The sequence below is a fragment of the Novosphingobium sp. genome, from assembly GCF_049240505.1.
Taxonomy (GTDB): domain Bacteria; phylum Pseudomonadota; class Alphaproteobacteria; order Sphingomonadales; family Sphingomonadaceae; genus Novosphingobium.
In genome coordinates this window covers 66,395-91,738 of sequence record NZ_JBMLSM010000205.1, presented here as the reverse complement: position 1 = coordinate 91,738, position 25,344 = coordinate 66,395, and the positions used below count along the sequence as shown (strand labels likewise).

The 25,344-nt window shown below is 61.9% G+C and carries 18 protein-coding genes and 1 pseudogene; 5 read left to right on the top strand and 14 right to left on the bottom strand.

Annotation, left to right across the window (positions count from 1 at the left end; genetic code table 11):
- Positions 1–76 precede the first annotated feature (76 nt).
- Together ACOVQ0_RS16945 and ACOVQ0_RS16940 are read left to right on the top strand one after the other, a co-directional pair.
- Complete coding sequence (locus tag ACOVQ0_RS16945) at positions 77–994, top strand: TraB/GumN family protein (protein WP_421887133.1); 918 nt, start codon at positions 77–79, stop codon at positions 992–994.
- A complete protein-coding gene (locus tag ACOVQ0_RS16940) occupies positions 991–1,902 on the top strand; it encodes a TraB/GumN family protein (RefSeq protein WP_421887130.1) in 912 nt (303 codons plus the stop codon). The genes ACOVQ0_RS16945 and ACOVQ0_RS16940 overlap by 4 nt, the downstream gene beginning before the upstream one ends.
- 141 nt (positions 1,903–2,043) lie before the next feature.
- Here the strand turns inward: ACOVQ0_RS16940 and ACOVQ0_RS16935 are convergent, their stop codons facing one another.
- The gene (locus tag ACOVQ0_RS16935; RefSeq protein WP_421887127.1) at positions 2,044–4,029 is read right to left on the bottom strand and encodes an alpha/beta hydrolase family protein; all 1,986 of its coding nucleotides are present in this window, start codon (positions 4,027–4,029) and stop codon (positions 2,044–2,046) included.
- A 441-nt stretch (positions 4,030–4,470) separates the two neighbouring features.
- Between ACOVQ0_RS16935 and ACOVQ0_RS16930 the strand changes: the two genes are divergently transcribed.
- The 3 genes from ACOVQ0_RS16930 to zapE are packed head-to-tail and all read left to right on the top strand — an operon-like array spanning position 4,471 to position 6,853.
- The gene (locus ACOVQ0_RS16930; protein WP_421887124.1) at positions 4,471–5,253 is read left to right on the top strand and encodes a succinate dehydrogenase iron-sulfur subunit; all 783 of its coding nucleotides are present in this window, start codon (positions 4,471–4,473) and stop codon (positions 5,251–5,253) included.
- Positions 5,254–5,258: 5 nt separating this feature from the next.
- Positions 5,259–5,723, top strand: a complete 465-nt coding sequence (locus ACOVQ0_RS16925) for a PaaI family thioesterase (protein ID WP_421887122.1) — start codon at positions 5,259–5,261, stop codon at positions 5,721–5,723.
- Complete coding sequence (gene zapE, locus ACOVQ0_RS16920; protein WP_421887118.1) at positions 5,720–6,853, top strand: cell division protein ZapE; 1,134 nt, start codon at positions 5,720–5,722, stop codon at positions 6,851–6,853. Before ACOVQ0_RS16925 ends, zapE begins: the two co-directional genes overlap by 4 nt.
- Positions 6,854–7,116: 263 nt before the next feature.
- On the opposite strand, the gene ACOVQ0_RS16915 is transcribed toward zapE, so the two are convergent.
- The 13 genes and pseudogenes from ACOVQ0_RS16915 to ACOVQ0_RS16855 form a co-directional block, all read right to left on the bottom strand.
- Positions 7,117–9,402, bottom strand: coding sequence for an EAL domain-containing protein (locus ACOVQ0_RS16915; RefSeq protein ID WP_421887115.1), 2,286 nt, complete (start codon positions 9,400–9,402; stop codon positions 7,117–7,119).
- Between the two features lie 82 nt (positions 9,403–9,484).
- Complete coding sequence (locus ACOVQ0_RS16910) at positions 9,485–11,374, bottom strand: XrtA/PEP-CTERM system amidotransferase (RefSeq protein WP_421887112.1); 1,890 nt, start codon at positions 11,372–11,374, stop codon at positions 9,485–9,487.
- 9 nt (positions 11,375–11,383) lie between these two features.
- Positions 11,384–12,949: an exosortase A gene (gene xrtA / locus ACOVQ0_RS16905; RefSeq protein WP_421887109.1), complete on the bottom strand. Its 1,566-nt coding sequence runs from the start codon at positions 12,947–12,949 to the stop codon at positions 11,384–11,386.
- Complete coding sequence (locus tag ACOVQ0_RS16900) at positions 12,939–14,168, bottom strand: TIGR03087 family PEP-CTERM/XrtA system glycosyltransferase (protein ID WP_421887106.1); 1,230 nt, start codon at positions 14,166–14,168, stop codon at positions 12,939–12,941. The genes xrtA and ACOVQ0_RS16900 overlap by 11 nt, the downstream gene beginning before the upstream one ends.
- A pseudogene (locus ACOVQ0_RS16895) lies at positions 14,165–15,220 on the bottom strand (FemAB family XrtA/PEP-CTERM system-associated protein). The gene ACOVQ0_RS16900 and the pseudogene ACOVQ0_RS16895 overlap by 4 nt, the downstream one beginning before the upstream one ends.
- Positions 15,217–16,095, bottom strand: a complete 879-nt coding sequence (locus ACOVQ0_RS16890; RefSeq protein ID WP_421887103.1) for an XrtA system polysaccharide deacetylase — start codon at positions 16,093–16,095, stop codon at positions 15,217–15,219. Before ACOVQ0_RS16890 ends, ACOVQ0_RS16895 begins: the two are co-directional and overlap by 4 nt.
- 24 nt (positions 16,096–16,119) lie before the next feature.
- On the bottom strand, positions 16,120–17,487 hold the full coding sequence (locus ACOVQ0_RS16885; RefSeq protein ID WP_421887100.1) for an XrtA/PEP-CTERM system-associated ATPase: 1,368 nt from the start codon (positions 17,485–17,487) through the stop codon (positions 16,120–16,122).
- Positions 17,488–17,503: 16 nt separating this feature from the next.
- On the bottom strand, positions 17,504–19,192 hold the full coding sequence (locus ACOVQ0_RS16880) for a preprotein translocase subunit YajC (protein WP_421887097.1): 1,689 nt from the start codon (positions 19,190–19,192) through the stop codon (positions 17,504–17,506).
- Complete coding sequence (locus tag ACOVQ0_RS16875; protein ID WP_421887094.1) at positions 19,189–20,160, bottom strand: AAA family ATPase; 972 nt, start codon at positions 20,158–20,160, stop codon at positions 19,189–19,191. Before ACOVQ0_RS16875 ends, ACOVQ0_RS16880 begins: the two co-directional genes overlap by 4 nt.
- Positions 20,161–20,173: 13 nt before the next feature.
- A complete protein-coding gene (locus tag ACOVQ0_RS16870) occupies positions 20,174–21,691 on the bottom strand; it encodes an XrtA system polysaccharide chain length determinant (RefSeq protein WP_421887091.1) in 1,518 nt (505 codons plus the stop codon).
- 25 nt (positions 21,692–21,716) lie between these two features.
- Positions 21,717–22,364 carry an XrtA/PEP-CTERM system exopolysaccharide export protein gene (locus tag ACOVQ0_RS16865; RefSeq protein ID WP_421887088.1) on the bottom strand — a complete coding sequence of 216 codons (648 nt, stop codon included), beginning with the start codon at positions 22,362–22,364 and terminating at the stop codon, positions 21,717–21,719.
- A 225-nt stretch (positions 22,365–22,589) separates the two neighbouring features.
- Positions 22,590–23,816 (bottom strand): pyridoxal-dependent decarboxylase, exosortase A system-associated, encoded by a 1,227-nt coding sequence (locus ACOVQ0_RS16860; protein ID WP_421887085.1) that lies wholly within the window; start codon positions 23,814–23,816, stop codon positions 22,590–22,592.
- The gene (locus ACOVQ0_RS16855; protein ID WP_421887082.1) at positions 23,813–25,339 is read right to left on the bottom strand and encodes an acyl-CoA ligase (AMP-forming), exosortase A system-associated; all 1,527 of its coding nucleotides are present in this window, start codon (positions 25,337–25,339) and stop codon (positions 23,813–23,815) included. Before ACOVQ0_RS16855 ends, ACOVQ0_RS16860 begins: the two co-directional genes overlap by 4 nt.
- Positions 25,340–25,344 lie beyond the last annotated feature (5 nt).

Sequence of the window (25,344 nt, the reverse complement as noted above, 5' to 3'; positions counted from 1 at the left end):
AAATCAACCTGCTCACCCCGGCAAAGCGGCAATTCCTTCATTTCCTCGCAAGACCTTTGCGGGCACAAGGCAGGCGATGAAACACGTTCTCCGTTCACTCGCATCCGCCATCGCGCTGGCAGGCCTGGCATTCTCCGGCCCGATCCAGGCCCGCGGCCCGGCAGCAAAGCCCGCAACCGCTGCACCTGCGCCCGCGCCGCTCAAGCCTGCGCTGTGGAAAGTCTCGGACGAGGACACAACGATCTACCTGTTCGGAACAGTCCATGCCCTGCCCAAAGGGCTTGTCTGGCTCGACGGCCCGGTGGCAGCAGCGCTCGACGCATCGTCGCAACTGCTGACCGAGATTCCCGAAGTCCCCGCAGCGGATCAGCAGAAGGCGGTGATGACGGTGGGGCTGTTGCAGGGCGAGACGCTGCGCTCGCTGATGGATGATGCCGATCGCGCCGCCTATGAAGCACTACTGGCCCGCCTGAAAATTCCGCCTCAGGCTTTCGACGCGCTCAAGCCGTGGCTTGCGGGAATTACGCTGGGCGTCATGCCTTATGCGATGGCGGGCTATGCGCAATCCGATGGTGCGGAAGCCGTGCTGCGCAAGGCTGCTTTGGCCAAGGGCAAAAGCCTTGGCGCGCTTGAAACGGCCGATTACCAGCTAAGCCTGTTCGACCAGTTGCCGCGCGAAACGCAGTTGAAGTTTCTTAATCAGGCCGTGCGTGATTTCGATCGCGGTCTTGGCCTGATTGCGACGATGACCGACGAATGGGGTTCGGGCGATCCTGATGGGCTTGGCCAGTTGCTGAACGATAACATGGACGATCCGACACTGGCCGAAACCCTGCTCTACCAACGCAATCGCAACTGGGCGGTCTGGGTCCGCCAACGGCTGCAACAGCCGGGGACAGTGTTTGTTGCCGTGGGCGCGGGCCATCTTGCCGGGCCGAACAGCGTGCAGGATGCGCTGAAAGCCCAAGGCGTTGAAACCGCCCGCGTGCAATGACGATGCTCCGCCGTATCGTGCTCGCCGTGATCCCCGCGCTGCTGCTGGGCATGGCTTTCAGTTGGTTTTCGCGCGAACAGCCCGCGCCAGAACCGGCGGGGCCTGCCCGCGTGGCGCTATGGCAAATTGCCGACAAGAGCGGCACCGTGCGCGGATACCTGTTCGGCACGGTTCACGCCCTGCCGCCCAAAACAAAATGGCTGCGCCCCGCCATCAACGATGCGCTGGCCAAGTCCGACCGGCTTGTTCTGGAAATCGCCGAACCGCTGGATCAGACGATTGCCGGTGAAGCACTGGCCGAACTCGCCGGAACCGCAGGCCTTCCCCCGCCGTCAGAGCGCATCGGCCCGAACCTGAAACCTGAACTGATCAAGGTCTACAAGAAGCTCGGCCTGACCGATGCAGACTTTGCCGATACCGAAAGCTGGGCCGTGGCCCTGCAACTGGCCGCCATCGCCGGGCAAAAGGCCGGCTCCGATCCCGAAAGTGGTTCCGAACCGACACTACGCCGCCTTGCCGCAGGCAAACCGGTTGCCGGGTTCGAAACGATCCAGAGCCAGTTCGCCGTCTTCGACGCGCTGCCCCCGCGCGAACAGAAAGTGCTGCTGCAGGAAGTCACCAAAGAGGCGGCAAGCAACGGCGACGAAGAAACCGCCATGATCGCGATGTGGCTGCGCGGCGACGATCTGGGCATCGCACGCGAAGCCAACGAAGGCTTTCTGGCTGATGCGGGCCTGCACACCGCGCTGCTGACCAACCGGAACCGCGACTGGGCCGATCAGCTGGATACAATGCTGAAAGGCGGCGCAAAACCCTTCGTCGCGGTGGGAGCGGCGCATCTGGCGGGTTCCGACAGCCTGCAACGCCTTATGATGGCGCGCGGGTGGGACATCACGCGCGTGCCATAACCCCTCCGTCAGCCCTTCGGGCTGCCACCTCCCCATTTGCACTTCGTGAAAGCGGGGAGGATTACCTTCAACTCCTCCCCATTTTTGCGCAGCACAAATGGGGAGGTGGCATTCGCGTAAGCGAATGACGGAGGGGTAAATTCAGTCCGCCGGATTGTGCTTTCGCAAGAACCCCTCGATCGCACCAAGCAGCGCCTCGCGATCAGCCGTGCGCGAAAAATAATGGTCGGCCTGTGGCAGGGAGACAAATTCCACGTCCTTGCCCGCTGCCTTCATCTTGTTGAACATGCTTTGCGACTGGACATGATCGACAGTCAGATCCTTCTTGCCGTGGACCAGTAGCATCGGGGCCTTGATCCGCTCGATGAAGTTGATCGGCGACACCGCAGGGAAGTTTGGCGTCATCTTCTGCCACTCTTCCTTGTACCGCTTGCTATAAAGCGCGCCGCCAAAGTCGTTCACTTCACGGCGCAAGTTGGCCACGCCCGCAATCGATACCGAACAGCGCCACAGATCGGCATCGCGCGCCGCACCCCACATCGCCACATATCCACCATAGCTTGCGCCGACCACGCAGGCGCGCTTGGCATCGGCCATGCCTTGTTGTGCGGCCCATGCGAGCGCATCGTTCACATCGTCCTGCATGGCAAAGCCCAACTGGCCTTCGCCCTTTTTCAGGAAAGCCTCGCCATAACCGGTCGATCCCCGGAAATTCGGCTGAATGACAAGGTAGCCACGGCTGGCAACGAACTGCGCCCAGTAATCCCAGTCCAACGTATCGTGCGCCCAGGGACCACCGTGCGGCATGATCACCACCGGCAGGTTCTTTGCCTCGCGTCCCGGCGGAGTGGTGACGATAGCCTCCATCTCCAGACCATCGCGCGCCTTGTACTTCATCGCCTCGACCTTAGCCGCCTTCTTGCCATTGGTCTCGCTGTTGAGATTGGCGAAAAGGCGCAGACTGCCATCGGCCATATCATAGTAATAAAGTCGCCCCGCCTCGTTAGGCTTGTCGACCCGCACCAACATGCGCTGGCGGTTTGTGGAAAGGCTGACGATGCGGGCGCGGCGACCGTTCAGGCTCTTCTCGAAAGCCTTCTGCAACTCGTCAAGATTGGGATCGAGCCAATGCAGCGGTTCGCTGCTGCGCCCGCCCAGATAGACGCCCAGAACACTGTTGCCAGCATCGTCATAGCGCGCACCGTCAATATCGATGCCCTCACCAGCTTCATACAGCGTTTGCAAGGTATTGCCTGTGGCAAGGTCGATTTCCAGCAGGGCATCGCGCTTGGGGCCAGCGTCTTTTACCGCATCGGTTTCGCCGCCGATCGTGCGGATGACCAGCGCCTTGCCTTCGGCAGGACTGACCAGTACCGGCACTTCCAGACTATCGAACGCGGCGCGGCCCGCGCGCCCAAACGCCGCGCCCTTTTTAGGCCGATACAGCAGGGACCGAGTGCCGCGCTCCCGATCCGTGGCAATCGCCATGCGAACCGTCCCGGTCGGATCAGCGATCCATTCCATTACATCGGTGCGGCCTTCAAGATCGGTCGTGCGGCGACCATTCGTGACATCGACGGAATAGACCGCAGGCCAGAAATCCTTGCCGAGATAAATCGAATTCTGGGCCGCGATCAGCACCTTGGTCGTGCCATCGGTCGGCACCCACAGCACGTCCGAAGCATCCTGCCCGCCCATATCCCACAACAGCTTGGTAAACTTGGGCGTGACGCGGTTAAAAGCCACCGCGCGCGAGACATAGGCCCGTTCGCCGGCGTCGAACGGGCGGATGGCGCGCAAACGGATCAGGACATTTTCATTGCCCACCCAATGCAGGCTGCTGATTTCGGTATCGTCAGGCAGGATCGCCTGTTTCATGCTGCCCGGCTCAAAGGGCGAAACGACGACTACGCGCTGCGAGCCGCCAATGGCAAACATGCCTGCAATCCAAAGCCCGTCAGGCGAGAGCTTCGCGCCTTCGACAAACGGCAGTTGCGCATAGGCCGCAACGGATGGTGGGCCATTGTCCGTTGCAGCGGCAGGAACAGCACTTTGCGGCTTTGATTGCGCTTCTTCCTGCGCAAACACAGGCGTTGTAACCGCTGCAAGGCAAGCACCTGCAGCCATTAGCATTTGCAACGATTTCAGCACGATTCCCCCGAATACAACGACCGGTTCGAAAGTTAGAATCGCCGGTCACGGCAGACAAGTGACGTTCCGCACCCTTTGCGATCTACCGCGCTATTTGCTGTCCTACATCGTTCTTTCGTGACAGTTTTCGCGGATGGTCAATGCCCTCTCGCCGCCGACCTTTCTGGTTACACCTCCCAATCTGCACTTCTTGAAAACGAGGGGCAGAGGCTGTTGCGCGAGTGACGGAGGGACAAACCGGAGCTGACGTTTTTTCCCAGAACCGTGTAAACTGTGTAAACCTGTTCAGGCTCAGAAGGTGAAACCTGAACAATATCACCCTCTACCATTGGGCAGGCCGCACCCCCTTGCCCCTTGCGCTGCAATCGCTAAGGACGACTCAGCAAGACGCAGGATGCGCGTAACAGGGAATTGACGATGGCGACTTTCTCGCTTCCGAAGAACTCGAAGATCACCGGCAAGGCTCGCCACCACGCTTCGGCCACGCAAGGCCAGGTCCGCAAGTTCAAGGTCTATCGCTACGATCCCGACAGTGGCGAAAACCCGCGTTACGATACGTTCGAAATCGATCTGGACCAGTGCGGCCCGATGGTGCTCGACGCGCTGATCAAGATGAAGGGTGAACAGGACCCCACTCTCACTTTCCGCCGCTCCTGCCGCGAAGGTATTTGCGGTTCGTGCGCGATGAACATGAACGGTCGCAACGGCCTTGCCTGCACCACCGCGATCGAAGACCTGTCGGGCGAAATTCGCATCACGCCGCTCCCACACATGGAAGTGATCAAGGATCTCGTCCCCGATTTCACGCACTTCTATGCGCAATACGCCTCGATCCGTCCCTGGCTGCAAACGGTCAGCCCCACGCCATCGGGTAAGGAGCGCCTGCAGTCGCCCGAACAGCGCGAAAAGCTGGACGGTCTGTACGAATGCATTCTCTGCGCCTGCTGCAGCACTTCGTGCCCCAGCTACTGGTGGAACTCGGACAAGTTCCTTGGCCCGGCGATCCTGCTGCAGGCCTACCGCTGGCTTGCTGACAGCCGCGACGAGATGACCGGTGAGCGGCTTGACGAGCTGGAAGATCCTTTCCGCCTCTACCGCTGCCACACGATCATGAACTGCGCCAACGTGTGCCCCAAGGGTCTCTCGCCCGCACGCGCCATCGCCGAAATCAAGAAGATGCAGGCCGAGCGCCTCGTCTGATTGGCGTGAGCGGTCAAGCCTTCCACTACGAACCCGCCGGGGATCACCCCGGCTGGTTCACCTGGAACCTCACCGACGAAACCCGCTTCAATGCCCAGACGATGGGCCGAATGTTGACGCGGGTTGAGGATGGGGCAGACGGCGTGCGGCGCGCAAGGCTGCGCATGTTTCCCGAACGTCGGCATTCCAACCTGCTTGATGCCGTCCACGGCGGCGTTACGCTCGCCCTGATCGATATCGCGCTCTTCGCCACGATGCGCACGCTGCTGTCTGGCGACGCGGCAGGATCGGTAACGCTCGATCTGTCGACCCAGTTCATCGGCGCGGGCCGCATCGGCGAACCGCTCGACGCGGTAACCGAAGTGCTGCGCGAAACGGGTCGTCTCGTGTTCTTGCGCGGGCTCGTGATGCAGGCAGACGATACCATCGCCGCGTTCAACGGCACGATCCGCAAGCCCACAAAACGATGACGTCGGTCCTTCAGCGCTACAACGAACTGGTCGCCGCAGGCGAACTGCGCCCCGACCCGGAACAGGCCGCCGCCGCCGCACGGCTCGAGGCTCTGCAACAGGAGCTTGAAACGCCAGCGGCGCCAACCGGCTTTTTCGGCAAACTCTTCGGCAGCAAGCCCGCCCCGTCTCCGCGCGGAGTATACATGTGGGGCGGTGTCGGTCGCGGCAAGTCGATGCTGATGGATCTGTTTCACGACAACCTGAACATCGCGGCCAAACGCCGCGCCCACTTCCACGAATTCATGCTCGACGTGCACGCCCGCCTGCGGGAAGAGCGCAAGAAGGAAAGCGGCGATCCGATCCTGCCCGTCGCTGCAGCCATCGCCGCTGAAACGCGCGTGCTGTGTTTTGACGAGATGGTCGTCAACAACAGCGCCGACGCCATGATCATGAGTCGCCTGTTCACCGCGTTGATGGTGGAAGGCGGCGTCACCGTTGTCACGACATCGAACCGCGCGCCGTCCGATCTCTACAAGAACGGGCTGAACCGCGAGCATTTCCTGCCTTTCATCGCGCTGGTGCAGGACCGGCTCGACGTGCTGACGCTGAACGGACCGACCGACTATCGCCTGCAACGTATGCAGGGCGTGGGCACCTGGCATGTGCCCGTCGGACCTGAATCGACCGAGAAAGTGCGCGAAGCATTCTTCAGGTTGACCGACTATCCGCCCGAAGACAGCGCGCACGTGCCAAGCTGCGAACTGGATGTTGGCGGCGGGCGCCTGCTGCACGTGCCGAAAAGCCTGAAGGGCGTGGGTGTTTTCAGTTTCAAGAAGCTGTGCGGCGAGGCACGCGGCGCTGCGGATTACCTTGCCATCGCCCGGCATTTCCACACGGTGATCGTGGTCGCCATCCCGCGCCTTGGTGCAGAATGGCGCAACGAAACGGCACGCTTCATCACGCTGATCGACGCACTGTACGAACACAAGGTCAAGCTGATCGCCACCGCAGATGCCGAACCTGCAGATCTTTATGACTGGGGCGGTAAAGGTGACGACGAAGGCCGGTTCATGTTCGACCGCACGGTCAGCCGCCTGATGGAAATGCAGAGCCAGGACTATCTGGCACTGGGCCACGGCGAGGACTGATAAGGCCAGCCCACAGTTTTGGGCTCAAGTCAGGCAAAAAGCATTAACCAAAGATCGTAGTGATTCGCCCGAACGATTCGCGCCGTCAGACCATTGAAGGTCTGGCGGCGCGTAATCATTTCTAGTGCGGAAACGGCTAATTCCGTAGGGGAATCAGCCGATAACCATCAGGTCATGATCCAGCGAAGAATCTCAAACATGTTCGTGTCTCCATCCACGATTGGAGACACATAGTTAACATCGAGTTTAATGGTTAACAACTTCTAAAGACTGCCCTTTCGCCGCTGTCCCATTTTGAGATACCACTGATGGAATTCAGCAAAAGGTTGTGGACGACCCAGAAAGTACCCCTGCCCTACATCGCAACCCAGCCTTGACAAAGCGAGGTAGGTCGCTTCGTCCTCGATACCTTCGGCAACAACCGTCTGCCCCAGCGCATGGGCCAGGCCGATGGTCGAACGGATGATTTCCCGCTCGCGCGCATGAGTCAGCAGGCGCGAAACGAAGCGCCGGTCCAACTTGAGTTCATCGCTCGGCAGATCAGCAAGGTAGGCAAGACTGGCCTCGCCGGTCCCGAAATCGTCGATGGAAAGCCGAAAACCCATGCTGCGCAGTTGTGAAAGGTTCTGCACGGCAGCGGGCCGATTGCGCACGCTTGATGTCTCGGTCACCTCGATCGTCAACATTCGTGGATCGATACCCCGACGACGCACGATTTCGGCAAAGTTCGGCACGAGCGAAGGCTTGTCCACCATCTGTGCCGAAAGGTTAACGCTCATCTGGAAGTGCTGACCGAGTGCGGCAATCGCCAGCGCGGCCGTAATCGCTTCATCGACCACCCAATAGGTCAGTGCATCAATGCGCCCCGCACGTTCGGCCTGCAGAATAAAAGCATCAGGCGCAATCGGGCCACGGGTCGGGTGGCTCCAGCGGATAAGTGCCTCGGCCCCGAAAGGCTGCCCTTCGCGCATGTCCCACTGGCTTTGAAACGCCAGCCAGATTTCGCCATTGCGCAAGCCTTCATCGATGCGAGCGTGAAGCGAGAGTTCCCACGGCGCTTCGGCCAGCCGTTCGGCCTCGAACAATTCGACCGAGCGCCCGCTCGCCAAGGCGTCGTTAGCACTGGCAACAGCGGAATTGACGCGGGTGGGCGCGTCTATGCCTTCGTTGCGATCAAGGCCGAAGTGTATATTCGTATCGAAAGTATAGCTGCCGATCTGCAACGGCGCAGAAAACAATGCGCGCAAGCCCTCAAGATGATTGAGTTGCATCTCGAGCGGCCGGGCTTCTTCGGTCCAGGCAAAATGGCCACCCTCGCCATTATAGACCGTATCGATGCCCGACCCGACCGACAGACGGCGCGCAATCTGGCGGGCACATTCGCCGTGCAGGTCTTTTGGCAGAGTAGCCAGAATCTCTTCATATCGACCGATGACCGCAACCACGACATCGCAACCGGTCGCCAAAGGTCTTGCACTGAGCGCAAGAAGGTTAGGCAAGCCTGACGTGCTGGTATGCTGCACCCGGCGGACGCGCTTTTGCCAGATACGCGCAATACCGTAGATCATCGTGCAAAGCGCTGCCCCCCCCATATCGAGGCTCAGGCCAAGGCGCTGCAAAAGGACTGGAAGCAGGAAAACACCAGCCAGCGCGGCGGTGTAAAGCAGCACCTTGCGGCGCGTTGCTGTCGCGCGGCTGCCAAAGAAGATCAGCAACCAGACCGCCATCAGAAGCGGCACGCCATTGAACGAAAGGGCCAAGGGCTTCTTCAACGCGTCTGCGCCGGCAAGGTCCAGCGCCAGCGGGTGCATCCGCCCCTTACCGAAATAGCCCATTGGCGGCGCAATACCTGCCGAATTCACGATTACCGTGCGCCCCGTCAACAGACCGGGCGGATAGTCTCCGCGCAGAAATTTGCTGGCATTGAGATAAGGGACAGATTCGGCATCCAGCAGAAATTCTGGAGCAAACGAATTTTGCGAACCTTTGCCGACGTGTGCAAGTGCAGCCGGTAAAGTCGGGTATGTCTTGCCTGCAATCTTAATCACATAGTCCGACAAAATGCCGAACTCGATGAAGTTTGCCCGCCATGCCGAAAGCGCGACTGGCGCTCCACCCAGCCTTTCCGCATTTGGAATGTCGAAATCGCCTTTGGTAAACGGCTGGTTGATAAAACCTGTCCGCTTACTGCGCACCACAAAGGTTACGTCTGGCTTGAGCTGATCGACAGCCCTGCGTAGCGCCTCGTCTCCCTTCGGGTCTTCCCCGAACTTTACGGGGCTATCGATGAACACGCGCTGCGGCATTTGCCCTGCAACGTTTTCGAGAACTGTCGCGAGCTTGCCCGAATCGATTATCGATTTTTCGCTGGCGTTCACGCCACCATCAAAGCTCAGTATGATGGTGCCTTGTGAAGCTGGATAACCGCCGATTTTGTACCTTAGATTCCAGAATCCCTGATCAATCGGAGACAGCAGATCGCTGGCAAAGGCCAGCAATGCCGGGATCAGCAGCGCGAGATACAGCGGTGAGCGCAGTTTCTTCAGCATGGACCCACGGTCGTTGTTTCCGACCCTGATTAGTCCGAATTGGTGAAGATCACCTTACCAGCGGAAAAAAATTAAGCGGAGGTCAACCAAGGCGCTCGAATGATTTCCGTAACATGAGCAGTTGCCAGATCAGTCGGCTGTGATCGGCGCGGCCTGCGATGTGCGCATCAGCAAGCGATTCGATCCGGGCGGCGTCGAACCATCCGGTCGAAGCAAGCACACCATTTGATGCAAGTCCGCGCGCCTCTGACACCAGCGGTCCACGCAACCATTGGGCGATGGGTGTGACGAAGCCCATCTTCGGGCGATAGAGCACGTCCTGCGGCAAATAGCGCTGCATGGTGTGCTTGATCAGCCATTTCCCGGTGTTCCCGCGAACCCGCATTCGTTCGGGCAGGCGCGCGCCAAATTCGACAAGGCGATGATCGAGCAGCGGTTCGCGCGCTTCGAGGCTGACGGCCATGCTGGTACGATCAACCTTGGTCAGGATGTCGCCCGGCATGTAGAACTTGAGATCAGCATATTGCGCACGATCAAGGCCAGATCGCGCGGGCGCGCGGCGCATCAGATCAATCAGGGGCTGTTCGGCACGGTAATCCCCGCGCAGCCGCTTGAAATCGGGGCTGTAGAGCGTTTCGCGCAATTCCGGCGATGTTGCGGCGAGTGCGCGGGCGTACCCCTCCTCTCCCGTCGCGGCGAGGCTGAGCAGCGTGGTCTTGGCGCGCAAGGGGCGCGGTGCCCAGTCCGCTTTGGGCCACACTGCACCAAGGCCACCGAACAGCGGCTTGCGCAGGGCGGCAGGCAAAAGGCCCCGCGCCTGCTCCTCGCGGTGCTGGAAAGTCTGGCGGCGGTATCCGGCGAAGGCTTCGTCCGCCCCATCGCCAGAAAGCGCTACCGTCACATGTTGACGCGCCAGTTCGCAAACCCGGAACGTGGGTAATGCCGAGGCATCGGCAAACGGTTCGTCAAACATTCCGGCCAACCGGTCAACCAGCGTGAAGTCCTCAGCCGAAACCGTGCGTTTCCAATGCTGTGTTCGATACTGCTCAGCGATCCTGTCAGCATAGGCCGTTTCGTCGAGCGCGGTGACATCGAACCCGATCGAGCAGGTCTTGACCGGCGTTGTGCTGGCTTCAGCCATCAGGGCAACGACGCTGGAACTGTCCACCCCGCCCGAAAGGAATGCGCCCAACGGCACATCGGCCAGCATCCGAGAGGTTACTGCGTCGCGCATGTGGTGAAGCAGGTGCGCGCTGAGATCTTCGGCATTGCCCTTTGCGCGGTCGGCAAAGGAGATGTCCCACCACTGCACCGGTGCAGGCGGCGGGGCATCGGGGCGGAGCAACTGGTAATGCCCCGCAGGCAGCTTTTCCACGCCTTTCAGGATGGAGCGGTGATCGGGCACATAACCCCATGCGAGGTAGTCCTCCACCGCCAGCGGATCGATCTCACGCCGCAACGAAGGATGCGCCAGCAAGGCCTTGAGTTCTGATCCGAAAATCACCGCGCCATCGGAAAGCCGCGCCGTGAACAGCGGCTTCACACCAAAACGATCACGCACCAGCAGCGTGGTACGCTGGCGCAGATCGTACAGCGCGAAGGCGAACATACCGTGCAGGCGCGGCAAGCAATTGACGCCCCAGTGGCGCCATGCCTGCAGGATAACTTCCGTATCGCCATCAGTGCGGAACGTTGCACCCAGCGCCTGAAGTTCCTTGCGCAAATCCCTGAAATTATAGATTTCGCCATTGAAGACGATCACCGCATCGCCTTCTGCCGCCATCATCGGCTGCGGCGATCCGGCAAGGTCGATGATCGACAGGCGACGATGCCCCAGGCCGACGCCCGGCGCGGTCCACACCCCCTCGCCATCCGGCCCACGATGGGCGATCGCATCGCACATCCTGCGGACGCGATCAGGGTCTACGGGCTTGAGGCCTTCGGTATGGATGATTCCGGCTATTCCGCACATGGGCTGGCTCTATCCGCCTGAAGCCGTGCGGTCCATCAGGGCAGCGACCGAACCGGTTGCACCCACGAATGCGCGCATGGATTGTTCGGCAGATGGCTGGCCGGGTTGTCCATCCTCCGCCGATACGATCAGCGTCATGGTAGTCCGCTCACGCAGTACCAGCCGGTCGAGAATATTCTGCAGTTTCAGGCGGCTGTTACTGCCTGTCAGCAGATCGCCTGAACGATAGAATGTCTCTGCCAGACGGTGCACCGGCCCAGCGGTCTGGATACGGTCGGCATGGCCGCCGGCCAGCGGCGCAGGCGAGCGCTCCCATGCCCAGCCGGTATCGGGCGTCAGCACGCCCTCGCCAAATCCACCCGCCTCGCGTCCTTCGCTCTGCCCGGAATAGAGCGCGAAAGACACATCGACCGTATGCCCCGCCGCATCGCGGAAACGCGCGAGGAGGACGTGCGAGGCACCCGTGTGGCGCGGACGCCAATAGGCGCGCGGCGTGTAATCGACCTGTTGCCAGCCGGGCACGGCAGGGAACGCGAGGCGCGCGGGCACCGCCGCTTCCAGCCGGTTCGCCCAGACGCCCCAGCCGATGAACAGCAGCGCAAGTGCTGCCATCGCTCCAAGCGCGCGGCCTGTACCAAGGCGTAATGCAGCAAAGCGGGTTAGCAGAGGATTGGCGGCGATCGCTTCGGCATCGATCATCCGGTCCTCGATCGCACGATCAAAGAACTTCCAAGCGACACCCATGACCAGCGCCATAACCAGCGCAAAGAATATCCAGCCGTAGAAGATATGATCGAATCCAGCGGCAAACTCGATGCCTTGGCTCTGCGCGATGAAGATCGTGCCCCATGCGCGCACGCCATTGGCAAGAATGGGCATGGCGACGCTTAAGCCCATGAAGGCAATTCGCCGCGGCCACGAACGGAAGCAGACGTTGGCCACCAGTGCGCCATAAGCGATCATCGCGATCAGGAATTTTACGCCCGAACAGGCCTCGGCCACCTCGAAATATCCACCGGGTGTGGTGATGAACACGCCCTCGATATGTGCAGGCACCTGCGAAATATCGAGCAGGATCATGGTAATAGCCGCAGTGATCGTCTGCAGCGTGGGCACCAGTTCGTCCCCCGCAGGCACGAGGAAGAGCATATAAGCGAGCGGGAACAATAGCGCCGCCGAGGCACGCGGCCCCAGCAGGGCGAGCACGCTCGCCTGCGCCATCAGCACAACGCCAAGCTGCTTTGCGAGCGAAAGCCCCGCGAAATCGCCCAGGAGCCACAGGAACCCTGCGCCACCAAACAGCACCAGCCCCGGCCACCAGCCTTCGGGCGCAATCTTCACCACTTCGCGCCAGCGCAGGGACACCAGCCAGCCGAGAATGAAAGGGATCAACAGGACGTGGTTGTAGGTCGAAGAATGCCACCATTGCAGGAACATCGCCTGCCAGTCGGCCGCGAACAGCACGACATTGCCCAACCACGCCAGCGCGAGCAGGCCCAGCGCGCGCCGCCATCCAGCGGGAAGCGTGGCCCATGCCCGGCCCAGCGGAGCATCGAAAGCGAGGTTACGCGGCACAGGATGCACTTTCGCTGATATCAAGGCCAAGCAGGTCGGCCAAAGGTGCCAGCACGCCCGCCCAGCCGCATTTCTCAAGCACGAAAGCCCGCGCAGACTGGCCAATGGTTGCAGCGCGCACCTTGTCGTGCAGCAGGCTGATGGCCTGCCGTGCCAAGGCATCTGCCCCGGCAGCAACGACGATCTCATGCCCTTCGCGCGCCGGAATGCCGGTAGCCGCTTCGGGCGTGGCAAGGACCGGACGCGCCATTGCCATCGCCTCAAGCACCTTGTTCTGCACGCCCCGCGCGATCATCAGCGGGGCCACTACAAGGTCTGCCCCGGCGATCCACGGGCGCACGTCCAGCACAGCCCCCGTCACATGCGTTCCGTTCACGCCTTCCAGCGAACACACCGCCAGCGCGGGCGCACGCCCGACCACGTTGAAGCGCGCCTGAGGAAAGATCGCGCGGATTTGCGGCATGACTTCACGCGCGAACATATCGACAGCGGCGATGTTGGGGGGATAATCCATCTGCCCGGTAAAGGTCAGATGCGGCCCCTTCTTCGCCATTTCCGGCGCGGGCGGCATTCCTGCAGGATCAAAGAAATCGGTGTCGATACCGTTGCCCAACGCAAGGATCTGTGGCTGCGCGCCCGGCGAAAGGCGCTGGCGAAACAGCGATGCCTCTTCGTCGGTCACCAGCAAACTGGCATGAACCCTGCGCGCAACATCGCTTTCAAAGCGCGAAAGCAGCCGCGTTTCGCGCGCATACATCTGGCGCACCGGGAACCGCGCCTGCGCCGCATAGGCTTCGAACTTGGCCGAATCGACATCGACGAAATCCATCACCACCCGGCCTGCAAAGGTTGCCGGAATGTATTGCGCCATCTGCCCTGAGAAAACGTAGATCGCAGCAATCGGACGTTCGGCCAGCACCCGCGAAACGTAAGCCGCAATCGTCTTGTCAGCAAAGGCGGTCAGGCTCACCGGTTTGCCCGCTGCCAGCGCTTCGATCCCTGCAAGTTTCAGCGAACGGCTGCGACGGGCAAGACAGTGGCTTTGGGCCACGGCAGCAAGGTCTGGCTCATGGCCCATATCGCCTTCATCATCGGCAAAGCAGGCGACATGGACAGGGGCCAGCGCGGCGATATGGCGCAGCACGTGGCACGAACGGATCTTGTCCCCGCGATCCGGCGGAAACGGAATGCGGTGGGCGAGGAACAGAACCTCGCTCATGCTAGCCCTTGCGCGATGAACGGCCCAACCCGGTTCGCAACCGCCAACGGCAACTTCTGCCACAGCCGGATCTTGGCCTGATAGCGCGGGCTGAGCGGATTGACGTCACGCGGGGCCTGCCCATCCGCCGTCCAGTGTGCGTAGCTCAGCGGTTCGGGCGTGAAGCCCCAGTTGCGCTTGAAGTGATAGGCCCCGGTATCGACTTTCGAACGTCCGAAATCGAACCGGTCGCACCCACGGCCACGCGCGTGGTTCATCAGCGCATAATACATCACATCGTTCGCGCGCATCGTCAGTGCGGCAAACACGCCGCCGCCCCAGTAGGGCATCACCGCGCCACGATGTTAAAGGCTAAGTACCGAGGCAAGCGGCTGCCCATCTTGCAGCACCGTCAGAATATCAGCATCATCGCCAAAGGCGTCCATTGCCGCAACGAACAGACGCTTGGGGAAAACCGGCGTGCCCAAATTGCGCACTGATTCAGCATAGACGGCATAGTGCATCGCGCGATCGTCCGCGCTGCGTCCGGTCCGTACTTCCATGTTATAGCCCAACCCACGCCGCACCTCGGCGCGCTGCTTGCGCGGTATGGTAAGAAGTTGGGCATCGTCATCAGCGGCAAGCGGCATGACGAACCCTGCGTGGCTATCGGCCTTCACATGCCATTCCGGCCCCTGCGGCAGAGGTCCGCCACGCAGTTCAAGACTGGGGCAGTTCAACCGCACCGCCAGTTCCTGCGCCGCTGCAAAAAGCGCTGCATCGCCCTCACCCACCACACCGCCGCCAACGCCAAAGCCGGTCGAAACCAGCGCTCGTCCGAACAGCGGCGAATGAACTTCGTGCAAAGGCAGAACGCTGCGGATCGCGCCGTCCTGTTCGGACAGGAGAACGTGCGTTTTGTGCCCAGTCGCCGTTTCAACCGCATCGAGCCATTCGACCCGGTGAAAAGCCGTCGCATCGGGATGATCGGCCAGAAACCGCGCAATCGCCTCCCGGTCGCCCGGATCGGCCAGCCGCGCAACCGCACTGGAAGGAAAGAACGGCGCGTTCATGCAGCCTTGCTCATCGGTGTGCGCGCACCTTCAATAGCGGCCACTTCATCCATCCTGCCCCAGCGAAAATCGCCAACCAACCGGCCCAGCTTTGCTGCCATGACATCGAGATTGGTATAGTGCCGCAACCGTGATTTCAGCGGCGCCACTGCTGGCCGGGGCTGGTCGGGATCGATTTCCCAAGGGTGGAAATAAAACACCGCAGGCCGCCCATCGCGCAGATTTACCTGCCGGATCGCCCAGCGCGACACGGCATAGGGCAGCAGACGAAAGAACCCACCCCCACCTGCCGCCATGCGACGCCCTGCCACTTCCGCCGTGGTCACGGGAATTTCGATCAGGTCCGCACCTTCGACCGGGCGGAACGTGAAGCGCGGGGCCTCGCGCCAGCCGTAATGGTCATGCACCACAGGCGCGACCGACGAAGAATAGACATAGCCCTGTTCCGCCAGAACTTCGTGCGCCCAGGGCGTGCGTGCATCGATGGAAAAGCTTGGCGCGCGATAGCCGATTACGCGCTGTCCGGTTGTATCTTCCAGCACCTTGCGCGCGCGATCGATATCAGCGCCAAAGGCTTCGCGCCCCAGCGTGAACACGCGCGCGTGATCCCAACCGTGACTGGCGATTTCATGGCCCGCATCGGCAACCTGCCGCATCATCTGCGGATAGCGCTGCGCGATCCAGCCCAGCGTGAAGAACGTGCCCTTCACGCCCGCCGTATCAAACAGAGCAAGAATTTCGGCGCAATTGCGCTCAACCCGGCAGGTCAGGCCGTCCCAATCCTTGCGCTCGATCACGGTTTCGAACGCGCCGACCTGAAACCAGTCTTCGACGTCGACCGAAAGGCCGTTCAGCACACCTGTCGGCGTGGTCATGTTCTGCACCCCACGATGCGCCGCTCAAGCGGCGGCGCGGTGGAAATCTTCAGCTTCGATCCACTCGATCAGCATCGTCAGGGTGTGGCGAATTGCCGTTTCCTGCTCAGCCGTGCGCGTTTCAAGCTTGGCAATGCGGCGCTGCACTTCGTCAAAAGCGGCCATGATCTGATCGTCGCCGGGCCGGGTTTCCAGTGCGGCGATGCGGCGATTGGCCTCTTCCAGCGCACTCACCACATCTTCGTTGAACGCAGCGTCAACCTCAACAGGACGTGACTCGAGCGCAGCGATACGGCGCTCTGCCTCTTCCAGTTGAACCTGAAGTTGTGCGTGGGCGTCAAAATCCGGAACAACCGGCTCGGCGTTGGCAACGCGCATGTCAGCCAGTTCGATGATCGCCTGCTGCAATTCGGCGATCTGCTCGTCCCGCTCGGCCCACGCCTTGCGCCATGCACTATCGTCGAAAACAGGTGCAGGCATGGTGGAGAATGTTTGCGAAGCCGCCACATCCGAGAGTGCAATCACAGGCGCTTCGGCAGCCGGAACCGGCGTGACCTTGGGCTGGGTCGTGCTCAAACCGCCGTCCCCTGCCAGGTCGGACAGCACGGCCTGCAGCATGGCCGCGTCGATATGATCGCGCTGTTCCACCGCGCCCATCAGCAACAGGCGGTTGATGATCTGGTTCACGCGGCGCGGCACGCCGCCGCTGGCCTTGGCCAGATCGGCATAGACGCGCGCATCGAACTGCGGGCGGCCCTGCCAGCCGACCAGCGCAAGACGATGTTCGATATAAGCGCCGACTTCCGCAGGTTCCATCGCATCAAGGTGGTGCGAAGCGATCACGCGTTGGCGCAACTGCTCCAGTTCATCGGACGTCTGCAACAGCGTGCGAAATTCGGGCTGGCCCAGCAGCAGGATCTGCAACAGCGGATGTGCGCCCAACTGGAAGTTGGACAGCATCCGCAGCTCTTCCAGCGCTTCAACCGAAAGGTTCTGCGATTCGTCCACCACCAGCAGGCAACGGCGGCCTTCGCGTGCTTCGTGGTGCAGGAAGGCTTCGATCTGGGCGAGCGCGGTAGCCTTGTCATGCCCGGCCACTTCAAGGCCGAAGGCGCGTGCGGCCACATGGATAAGTTCTTCGCCATCCAGTGCCGAGGTGACGATCTGCGCCGCCGTCAACCGCTGACGATCGACCGAAGCCATCAGGTGCGCCGCCAGCGTGGACTTGCCCGCGCCGACCTCGCCCGTGATAACGATGAAACCTTCACCCTGCGCCAGGCCATAGCCGAGGTAGGACAGCGCCTTGCGATGCGTCCCGCTCTCGAAATAGAAGCGCGGATCCGGCGTCAGCTGGAACGGGCGACCACTCAGGCCATAGAATTCGTCGTACATCAGCCGTCTCCAGACGTCAGAAGCTGTAGCGCAGGCCTACAAGGCCGGATGCAATTGTCTGATCTTCAAGCAGAGTTTGGTTAAAACTATCTATACCGACTGCTGCGGATGCTGCTAAGCGATCCGTCAGGTTGCGGAAGTACGAGGCATTCGCGCCAATGGCCGTGGTGCTGCCAAGGTTGCTTGAACCCGGTTCGAACCACGCAGAATAGGCCGAAATGGCAAAGCTGGACCGGCGATCAATCGGGCCGTTCAGCCCGGCCGAAACGTAGTAACTCTCGTCGATCACGCCATTTGCCACACCCAGCACCGAATCTTCGCGTGCGATGAAGCTGCGGCGAATGTAGCCTGCGCCGATTCCGGCAGTCATGCGGCCGATCTGGCGCGAATAACTGCCGTTGATGCTCCGCGCACGGAACGCCGCCGAAGAAACCGATGACAGCGCATTGTTCACGCAGCCGCCCGCTTGCGAACCATTGGCGCAACCACCGATCTGGCCGTTGAACGGATTGCGGTTCACCTCGAAGTCTGTCGGCAGATCACGCAAAGCGCGCGTTACCTGTCCGCCAAAGCCGGAAACGTTGTCCGAAACAGCGATGGTCAACTGGCTGCGCGCATCGGGCACATAGGAGAAGCTGCCGTAATAGGTCGTGCTGTCATAACGCCTACCCACGAAGGCGCTGAGCGCGGTGCGCCGGCTCGGCCGCCACATCACGCCCGCATCCCACGTCAGGCCATCGGTTTCATAGGCCAGTTGGCGGCCCTGCGACTTGTCCGTCACAAAGCGGCCATCGTTGCCGATCACGGCTACGCCATTGGCATCACGCACCGCATCGCGTGAGGAAATCTCGACATCTTCATACCCGATAGCCCCCACCACGGCGAGCGACTGGGTCACCGGGTAGGTCACCTGAACGCCACCGCGAAGATCGCGCACGCGCTGGTCGAGGTTGGATATGTCTTCCTGAAAATACGAACCTGATGCCGTCACGCCCACCGGCAAGACGGTGCCAGGCGCCACGCCCGCCGAGATCTGTGCCGACTGCACAACCGAATCGTCGAAGATATCGTTCAGCGGCTGCCCGGCAGAACCCTGCAGCACGTTCTCCTGCTCCAGCCGGTTGTAGCCGACAAGGTATGAGGCCGAGAGCGCCACATCGCCCACATGGGTCGACAGCGCAGGCCCGGCATAGAGCGAATAGATCTGGCTGACCGCATCGTTGTTGGCCAGGGCATTGAGCGCCGAAGCGCCGCCTACGCCAATGTTGCTCCGCGTCGCCAGCGCGCCTGCTTCTACCGAAAGCGTGCGCGGGATCAGATCGTGGCGCACGCGGGCAAGGCCCGAAAGCGTATCGCCATCGGCAACCCTGTCGGATTGCGAGATGCGCCGTTCATACCGCACCGAGATCGCACCCTCTGTACGCCGCCCCTGCAGGCTCACGTCCACGCCCGCTGCCAGCGAACTATAGGTCAGCACCTCGTCACCGGGAGAAAGCTCCCACAGCACGTTCTGAACGGCTTCGATATAGGGTCGCACCGTGGTGCGCGCACCCGTGCCGCCGCTGCTGCGCGAGGAACTGCTGCCCGCCGAAGGGCCATCGCCCTCGACGTTCTCGTATCCGAGAGACTGCGCGTGCAGCGGCGAGGCGGCAAAGACCGTCGCGGCCAGCAAAGTCAGGCGGAGGGGAAGAGCCGGTCTGGTCATTCCTTGTATCCGTAATAAGAGCCAAAGCGGCGGCCCGTCGTGGAAAAGCGGGTGCCGTTGAGCAGGAGCTTGATGTCGTCGCACGCCCCCAGCAGGCCCACTGCATCGCGCAGCGCGGCCTCACCGGTGCCATCGGCCCGCACCACGACGACTGTCTGGCCAACGTGCTTGGCAAGGACCGTCGCAGGCGATGCAGCCAGCACCGGAGGCGAATCGAAAATGACGATGCGGTTGGGCGAATGCGCCGTCAGCCGCGCCAGCACCGCTTCAGTGCGGGCAGAAGCGAGAAATTCGGTGTCCGATCCGGTGGCGTTGCCCGCAGGCAGCACGTAAAGTCCGGCGATATCGGTGCCGATAACGCAATCCTCCACCGGCAACGCAGGGTCGGCCAGCGCGTCCATCAGGCCCTTCCCGCCGGGCAGGCCCAGCGTGGAAAGGACCGAAGGCTTGGCAAAGTCCGCATCGACCAGCAGGACTTCGTTATCCTTTTCCGCCGCGATCGAGATGGCAAGGTTCACCGCGCAGAAGGTCTTGCCCTCACCCGGATGGGCAGACGCGATCAGGATACGCTCGCCATGCGGCGCGCCCGTTCCGGCGCGCGATTCAGCGGCCACGCGCAGCAGTTGCCGCTTGACGATGCGGAACTCTTCGAGCGTCCCCGTCACCGCGCTTTCCGGCTCGATGATGCACTGTTCGCGCAAATGCTCGCGGTCGATCTTGTGATAGGCCCCGGTGAACGGCTTCACCGCAACGATGGGTTCGGGCGGCGGCGGCGCAAAAGGCGCAGGCTCTGCAACAGGAGCCACAGCCACGGGGGCAACCTTCGGCGCAACCGGCGCAGCCTTTGGCGCAGGTGGCAGGTCGGGCACCACAGGCCGCGTCAGCGTGCGGAAATCGAAGCTGCCCGAAGCACGCTCGATCAGCGAAGGCCCTGACGGCGGAACCGGGATCTTGGTCTGGTCGGTCATCGCTTGATGCTCCTCAGGCCACCATGCCGCGCTTCAGCATTTCCACGCCGAGCAGGACGAAAAGGACAATGAACAACCCCGCAAGGCCGCCCGCGAACCATTTGAGCCGCTTGATCCGCTCCGCTCGTGCAGCGCGCGTGATCGCTTCAGACACCGCGCCCAGCACCGGCAGACCCGTGGCCCGCTCAAGCTGACCCGTCGTAGAGTAGGCCGACTTCAGCTGCGCCAGGGCAAAGGCCCCCGCACCGCCCGCGCCAATTCCGACGATCAGCACCAGCATCAGCAACAGCGGACGGTCGGGTGCCGAAGGACCGGACGGCATCGTCGGCGGATCGATCACTTCGAACTTCACCGCATCGCGCTCGGTTTCCACCTGCCCGCGCAGACGAAGCTGTTCGCGGTCGCGCAGCAGCTTGTCGTACTGCTCCTTGTAGACGTCGTAATCGCGGTTGATGCGCGCGGCTTCGGCGGCCACCGTAGGCTCGCTGTACTGCTGCGCTGAAAGCTGTGCGATTTCGGCCTGAAGCGATCCCTTGCGCGATTGCAGAGCCACCAGGCTGGCTTCACGGTCCGCCTTGATCGAAACCAGCGAGGCATAGGCCGGATTCGGCGCACCGCCGCCACCACCTTCGCCGGCCGCAACCTTCTGCAAACCTGCAATCTGCCCCTTCACGGCAACAACATCGGGGTGGCTGTCGGTCAGCCCGCGTGCGCGCATCGATGCAAGATCGGACTGCGCCTGCGCGAGTGCGCCCTTGGCGCCGCCTCCGGCACCTGCCACGGCAATCGTCTGCGGCGTGCCCGAAAGCTGCCCGTTGATCGAAGCCAATGCACTCTGCGCCGCCAGCAGGTTCGATTCGACATCGCGCAACTGGCCACGAGCCGCCTCGATCCGCGTGGTGAACGACCCCGCACCGGGCACGAAGCCCGCATTCTTCGCCTCGAACTCGGTCCGCTTCAGTTCGGCTGCTTCCAGATCCTTCTTACGGGTCGCAAGCTGCTGGTCCATGAAAGCCAGCGTATCGGTCATTTCGCCGCGCCCGCCTGCAAGGTTCTCTTCGCGGAAGATGTCGATCATCTTCTGCACGATGTCCTGCGCCAGCTTGGCGTTTTCGGCATCGTTCCGTCCGCCGCCGCCTGCGCTGCCGGTGATCTCGAACAGGTTGTCCTGCTGGCTCACCACCTTCACGTTCTTGCCAAGGCCTTCGACCGCGCCCTGCATCTGCTTGTCGGTGGTCACGTTGTCACCCAGCCGCGTCGCACGGATCACCTTTTCAAGGTTCACCGCGCTGGTCAGCGTCTGGCGCACGCGCTCGATATCGCGCTTGCGATCACCGCCGATGCCGATCTGGTCGGCCAGCACATCGTCGATCTGCACGAAGATGCGCGTCTTGGATTCATAGCTGTTGGGCACCATAGCCACCACCAGCCAGCCCGCCATGCACACTGCCCAGGCAATCGCCAGCGCAATCCAGCGCCGGTGCCAGATGCCGTGGAGTGCGATGCGCACTTCTTCATAGATGCTGGTCATGACCGCCGTGTCCCCCGCCCGCCGCTCAGAACATCGACTCTGGGATGATGATCACGTCGCCCGGCATCAGCAGGACGTTGGCCTTGGTATCGCCCTTGCGCAGCAGATCGCCGATGCGCACGGCATATTCCTTCTGGTTGCCCGATTGCTTGTCGAACCGCACCAGCCGTGCCTTGTTCGCGGCGGCATATTCCGACAGCCCGCCCACCGCGATCATCGCGTCAAGCAGCGTCATGTTGGCGCGGAACGGGATCGAGGCGGGCTTTTCGGTCGCCCCCACGATGCGCACCTGCTGGCTGAACGTGCCGGCAAACTTGTTGACGATGACCGAAACGATCGGCTCCTGGATGTACTGCGAAAGCTGGAGCTTGATGTCTTCGGAGAGCATCGATGGCGTCTTGCCCACCGCCGGCATGTCGGTGATCAGCGGCGTGGTGATGCGCCCGTCGGGCCGCACCTGCACTTGCGCGCCAAGTTCGGGATTGCGCCATACGAACACGGTCAGCTCGTCCAACGGGCCGATCACATATTCCTCGCCCGGCCCTTCCTGCAGCGCCACGAACGAAGCTGGCGGCAGTTGTGCGCCTCCGCCCACGCCGCCGCACCCCGTCAGGGCAAGGCTGAGCATTGCCGTTCCGGCCAGCATCCGGGTTACGCGGGTATTCAGCGGCATGGTCTTTCCTTCTTGCTGCGGCTTTCCCTTACCCTTGCGCCAGAGCGCAAAGATCGCAGGGACCGCAATTCACGCTCGGCTATCGCCAAAAAGGGTGAAGATTGCGTTAGCCTTGATTGCTGTGAAGGATGACGCCAAGGCGGCTTTCGCCTGTGTCCCGAAGCGGGACTGCCGTAATCACAATGGTTAACAGCGGGAACCTATCCCGCTGTCACGCAAGGATTTTCAAACGAGAATCTCGCCCGCGGGGCCTTGGCCCAGAAACATCGCCGGGCTGGCGCTGGCCCCATAAGCCCCCGCGCAGAAAATTGCGACCAGATCGCCTACATCAGCACGGGGAAACCCGCCCTTGTCGGCCAAACGATCAAGTGGAGTGCACAGACAGCCAACGATACTGGCTTCTTCTTCCACATCTGCGCCAAACCGCGTGGCAATGGCGCTGGGGTAGTTGCGGCGCACCACCGTGCCGAAATTGCCCGATGCGGCAAGCTGATGATGCAATCCGCCATCGGTCACAAGATAAACCTCGCCGTGGCTGACCTTCCGATCCACCACCGACGCCAGATAAACCCCTGCTTCGCCAACAAGATAGCGCCCAAGTTCGATGCAGAATGCGGTATCGCTCAGCACATCGGGCAAGTCGGCAAAACGCTCGGCCAGCGCTGCACCGATGGCGGTAATGTCGACCGGCTCGTCGCCGGGGAAATAGGGAATGCCAAAGCCGCCACCCAGATTGCACTTGGGCAAGGCTTGGCCAATCTCATCCGCCAGCCGCGCGGCCAGCACCAGAGTCTGCCGCTGCGTTTCGATGATCGCGTCCGCCGAAAGTGCCTGACTGCCCGCAAAGATGTGAAAACCCCGCCAGTCCACTCCTGCTGCGATCAGCCTGCGACCCAGCGCAGGCACCCGCTCTTCATCCACACCAAACGGTTTGGCCCCGCCGCCCATTTTCATGCCCGATCCTTTCAGATCGAACTCAGGGTTCACGCGGATCGCCAGCTTGGGCGCTATCCCAAGCCGCCCCGCGATCGTCAGCGCGCGGTTCGCCTCGCCTTCGGATTCGAGGTTCAGCGTTACCCCCGCCGCAATCGCCGTTTCCAGTTCCGCATCGCGCTTGCCCGGTCCGGCAAAGCTGACCCGTACCGGATCGATACCGGCACCCTGCACGATGGCCAGTTCCCCGCCTGAAGCGATGTCGAACCCGTCCACCAGATTCAGCATGTGCTTCAATAAAGGCGCATAAGGATTTGCTTTGACAGCATAATGTATCGCCAGCCTTGCTGGCATCGCCTCACGCAGCGCCGCGACTTTCGCTGTCAACATATCGCGCGAATAGACGAACAGTGGTGTGCCGCCTGCCTCAGCCACCAGATCGCTTACCTTGCGTCCGGCAACCGCCAACACGCCGTCGATGGCGGAAAATCCGGCGGGAATAGGGCCAAGCGGTTTCATGCCTTCGGTCCCTCTGCCAGTTCGGCGGCGAGCGCAACCCGGTCCAGCTTGCCATTGGGGCTGACCGGCATGGCATCGCGCCAGTGCACATGGCGCGGCACCATGAAGTTCGGCAGCGCGCGCGTCAGGGCTGGAAGAAGTTCGTCCCTCGCCGCATCAGGTGCGGCGCGGGCCACCAGATGGATCGCCTGCCCCAGTTGCGCATCGGGCAGGCCCAGCGCCACGGCCTCGGCCACGATCCCCGTCGCCACTGCCGCTTCCTCGACTTCCTGCGGGCTGACGCGGTTGCCGCTGGTCTTGATCATCGCATCGCGCCGCCCGACGAAGTGCAGCAGTCCTGCCGCGTCGCGCTTCACCCTGTCGCCCGACCATACCGCCATGCCGCCCAGCCTGGAAAATGCCGGCGCGGGCTTGAACCGTTCGGCGGTGCGCTCCGCGTCCTGCCAGTATCCTTGTGCCACCAGCGGTCCGGTGTGGACCAGTTCGCCCTCCTCTTCCGCCGCAGCTTTCTGCCCCAAGTCATTGACAACAAGCACTTCTGCAAAGGGAATGGCCCTGCCCATCGAGGTGGGATGTTCATCTACCAGCGCTGGATCAAGGTAAGTCGAACGGAACGCCTCGGTCAGTCCGTACATGGGATAGAGATCAGCCTGCGGAAACTTCGTGCGCAACTTACGAACCAACGAAAGCGTCAGCGCGCCGCCGCTATTGGTCATCCGCTTCAGACTTGCCGCGGTGCCTTCCGACCAATCGAGTTCCACCAGTTGCAGCCACAGCGGGGGCACGGCGGCGATGGTCGTAACCCCGTGCTTCGCCACCGCTTTCACCACATCGCGCGGCGTCAGGTAATCGAGCGGCACCACGCTGCCGCCTGCGAACCAAGTCGAAAGCAACTGGTTCTGCCCATAATCGAAGGCCAGCGGCAGCACCGCCAGAACCCGGTCTACGGGCGTAATTTTCAGATAATGCGCGACACTGACAGCACCGAGCCAGAGGTTGGTCTGGCTCAGCATCACGCCCTTGGGCCGCCCGGTCGATCCGCTGGTATAAAGGATCGCGGCAAGGCTATCTGACGCAGCGTCGGAGGGCGGCAGCGTTCCGCCCTGTGTCTCCACTTCGGCCCATACAGCTGGTTCTTCGAACACCGGACAATTCGCATCCCCAACCACAAGCGTGTCGAGCCGCCCTTTATTTGCGATCAGCATAGCCGCGCCGGAATCACCAATGATATGCGCCACTTGCGCGCGCTTCAGCAGGGGATTTATCGGTACATGCACCAGCCCTGCGCGCACTGCCGCCAGCGGCATCAGGCAGGCAAGCTCGGTCTTGGGCAACCATGTCGCCACCCGCGCGCCCACCTCGTCCACGCGCGATTTCAGCCAGAATGCCAGCGCGCCTACACGCGCGTTTAACTCTTCGTGGCTAAGTGTGCGTTCCCGCAGCACCAGCGCGGGCGCGGATCGTTCTCCGCGCAAGGCAAGGTGATCGAGCGGGTAAACGGTAGGATCGGGGCTTTCAGGCACGCGGT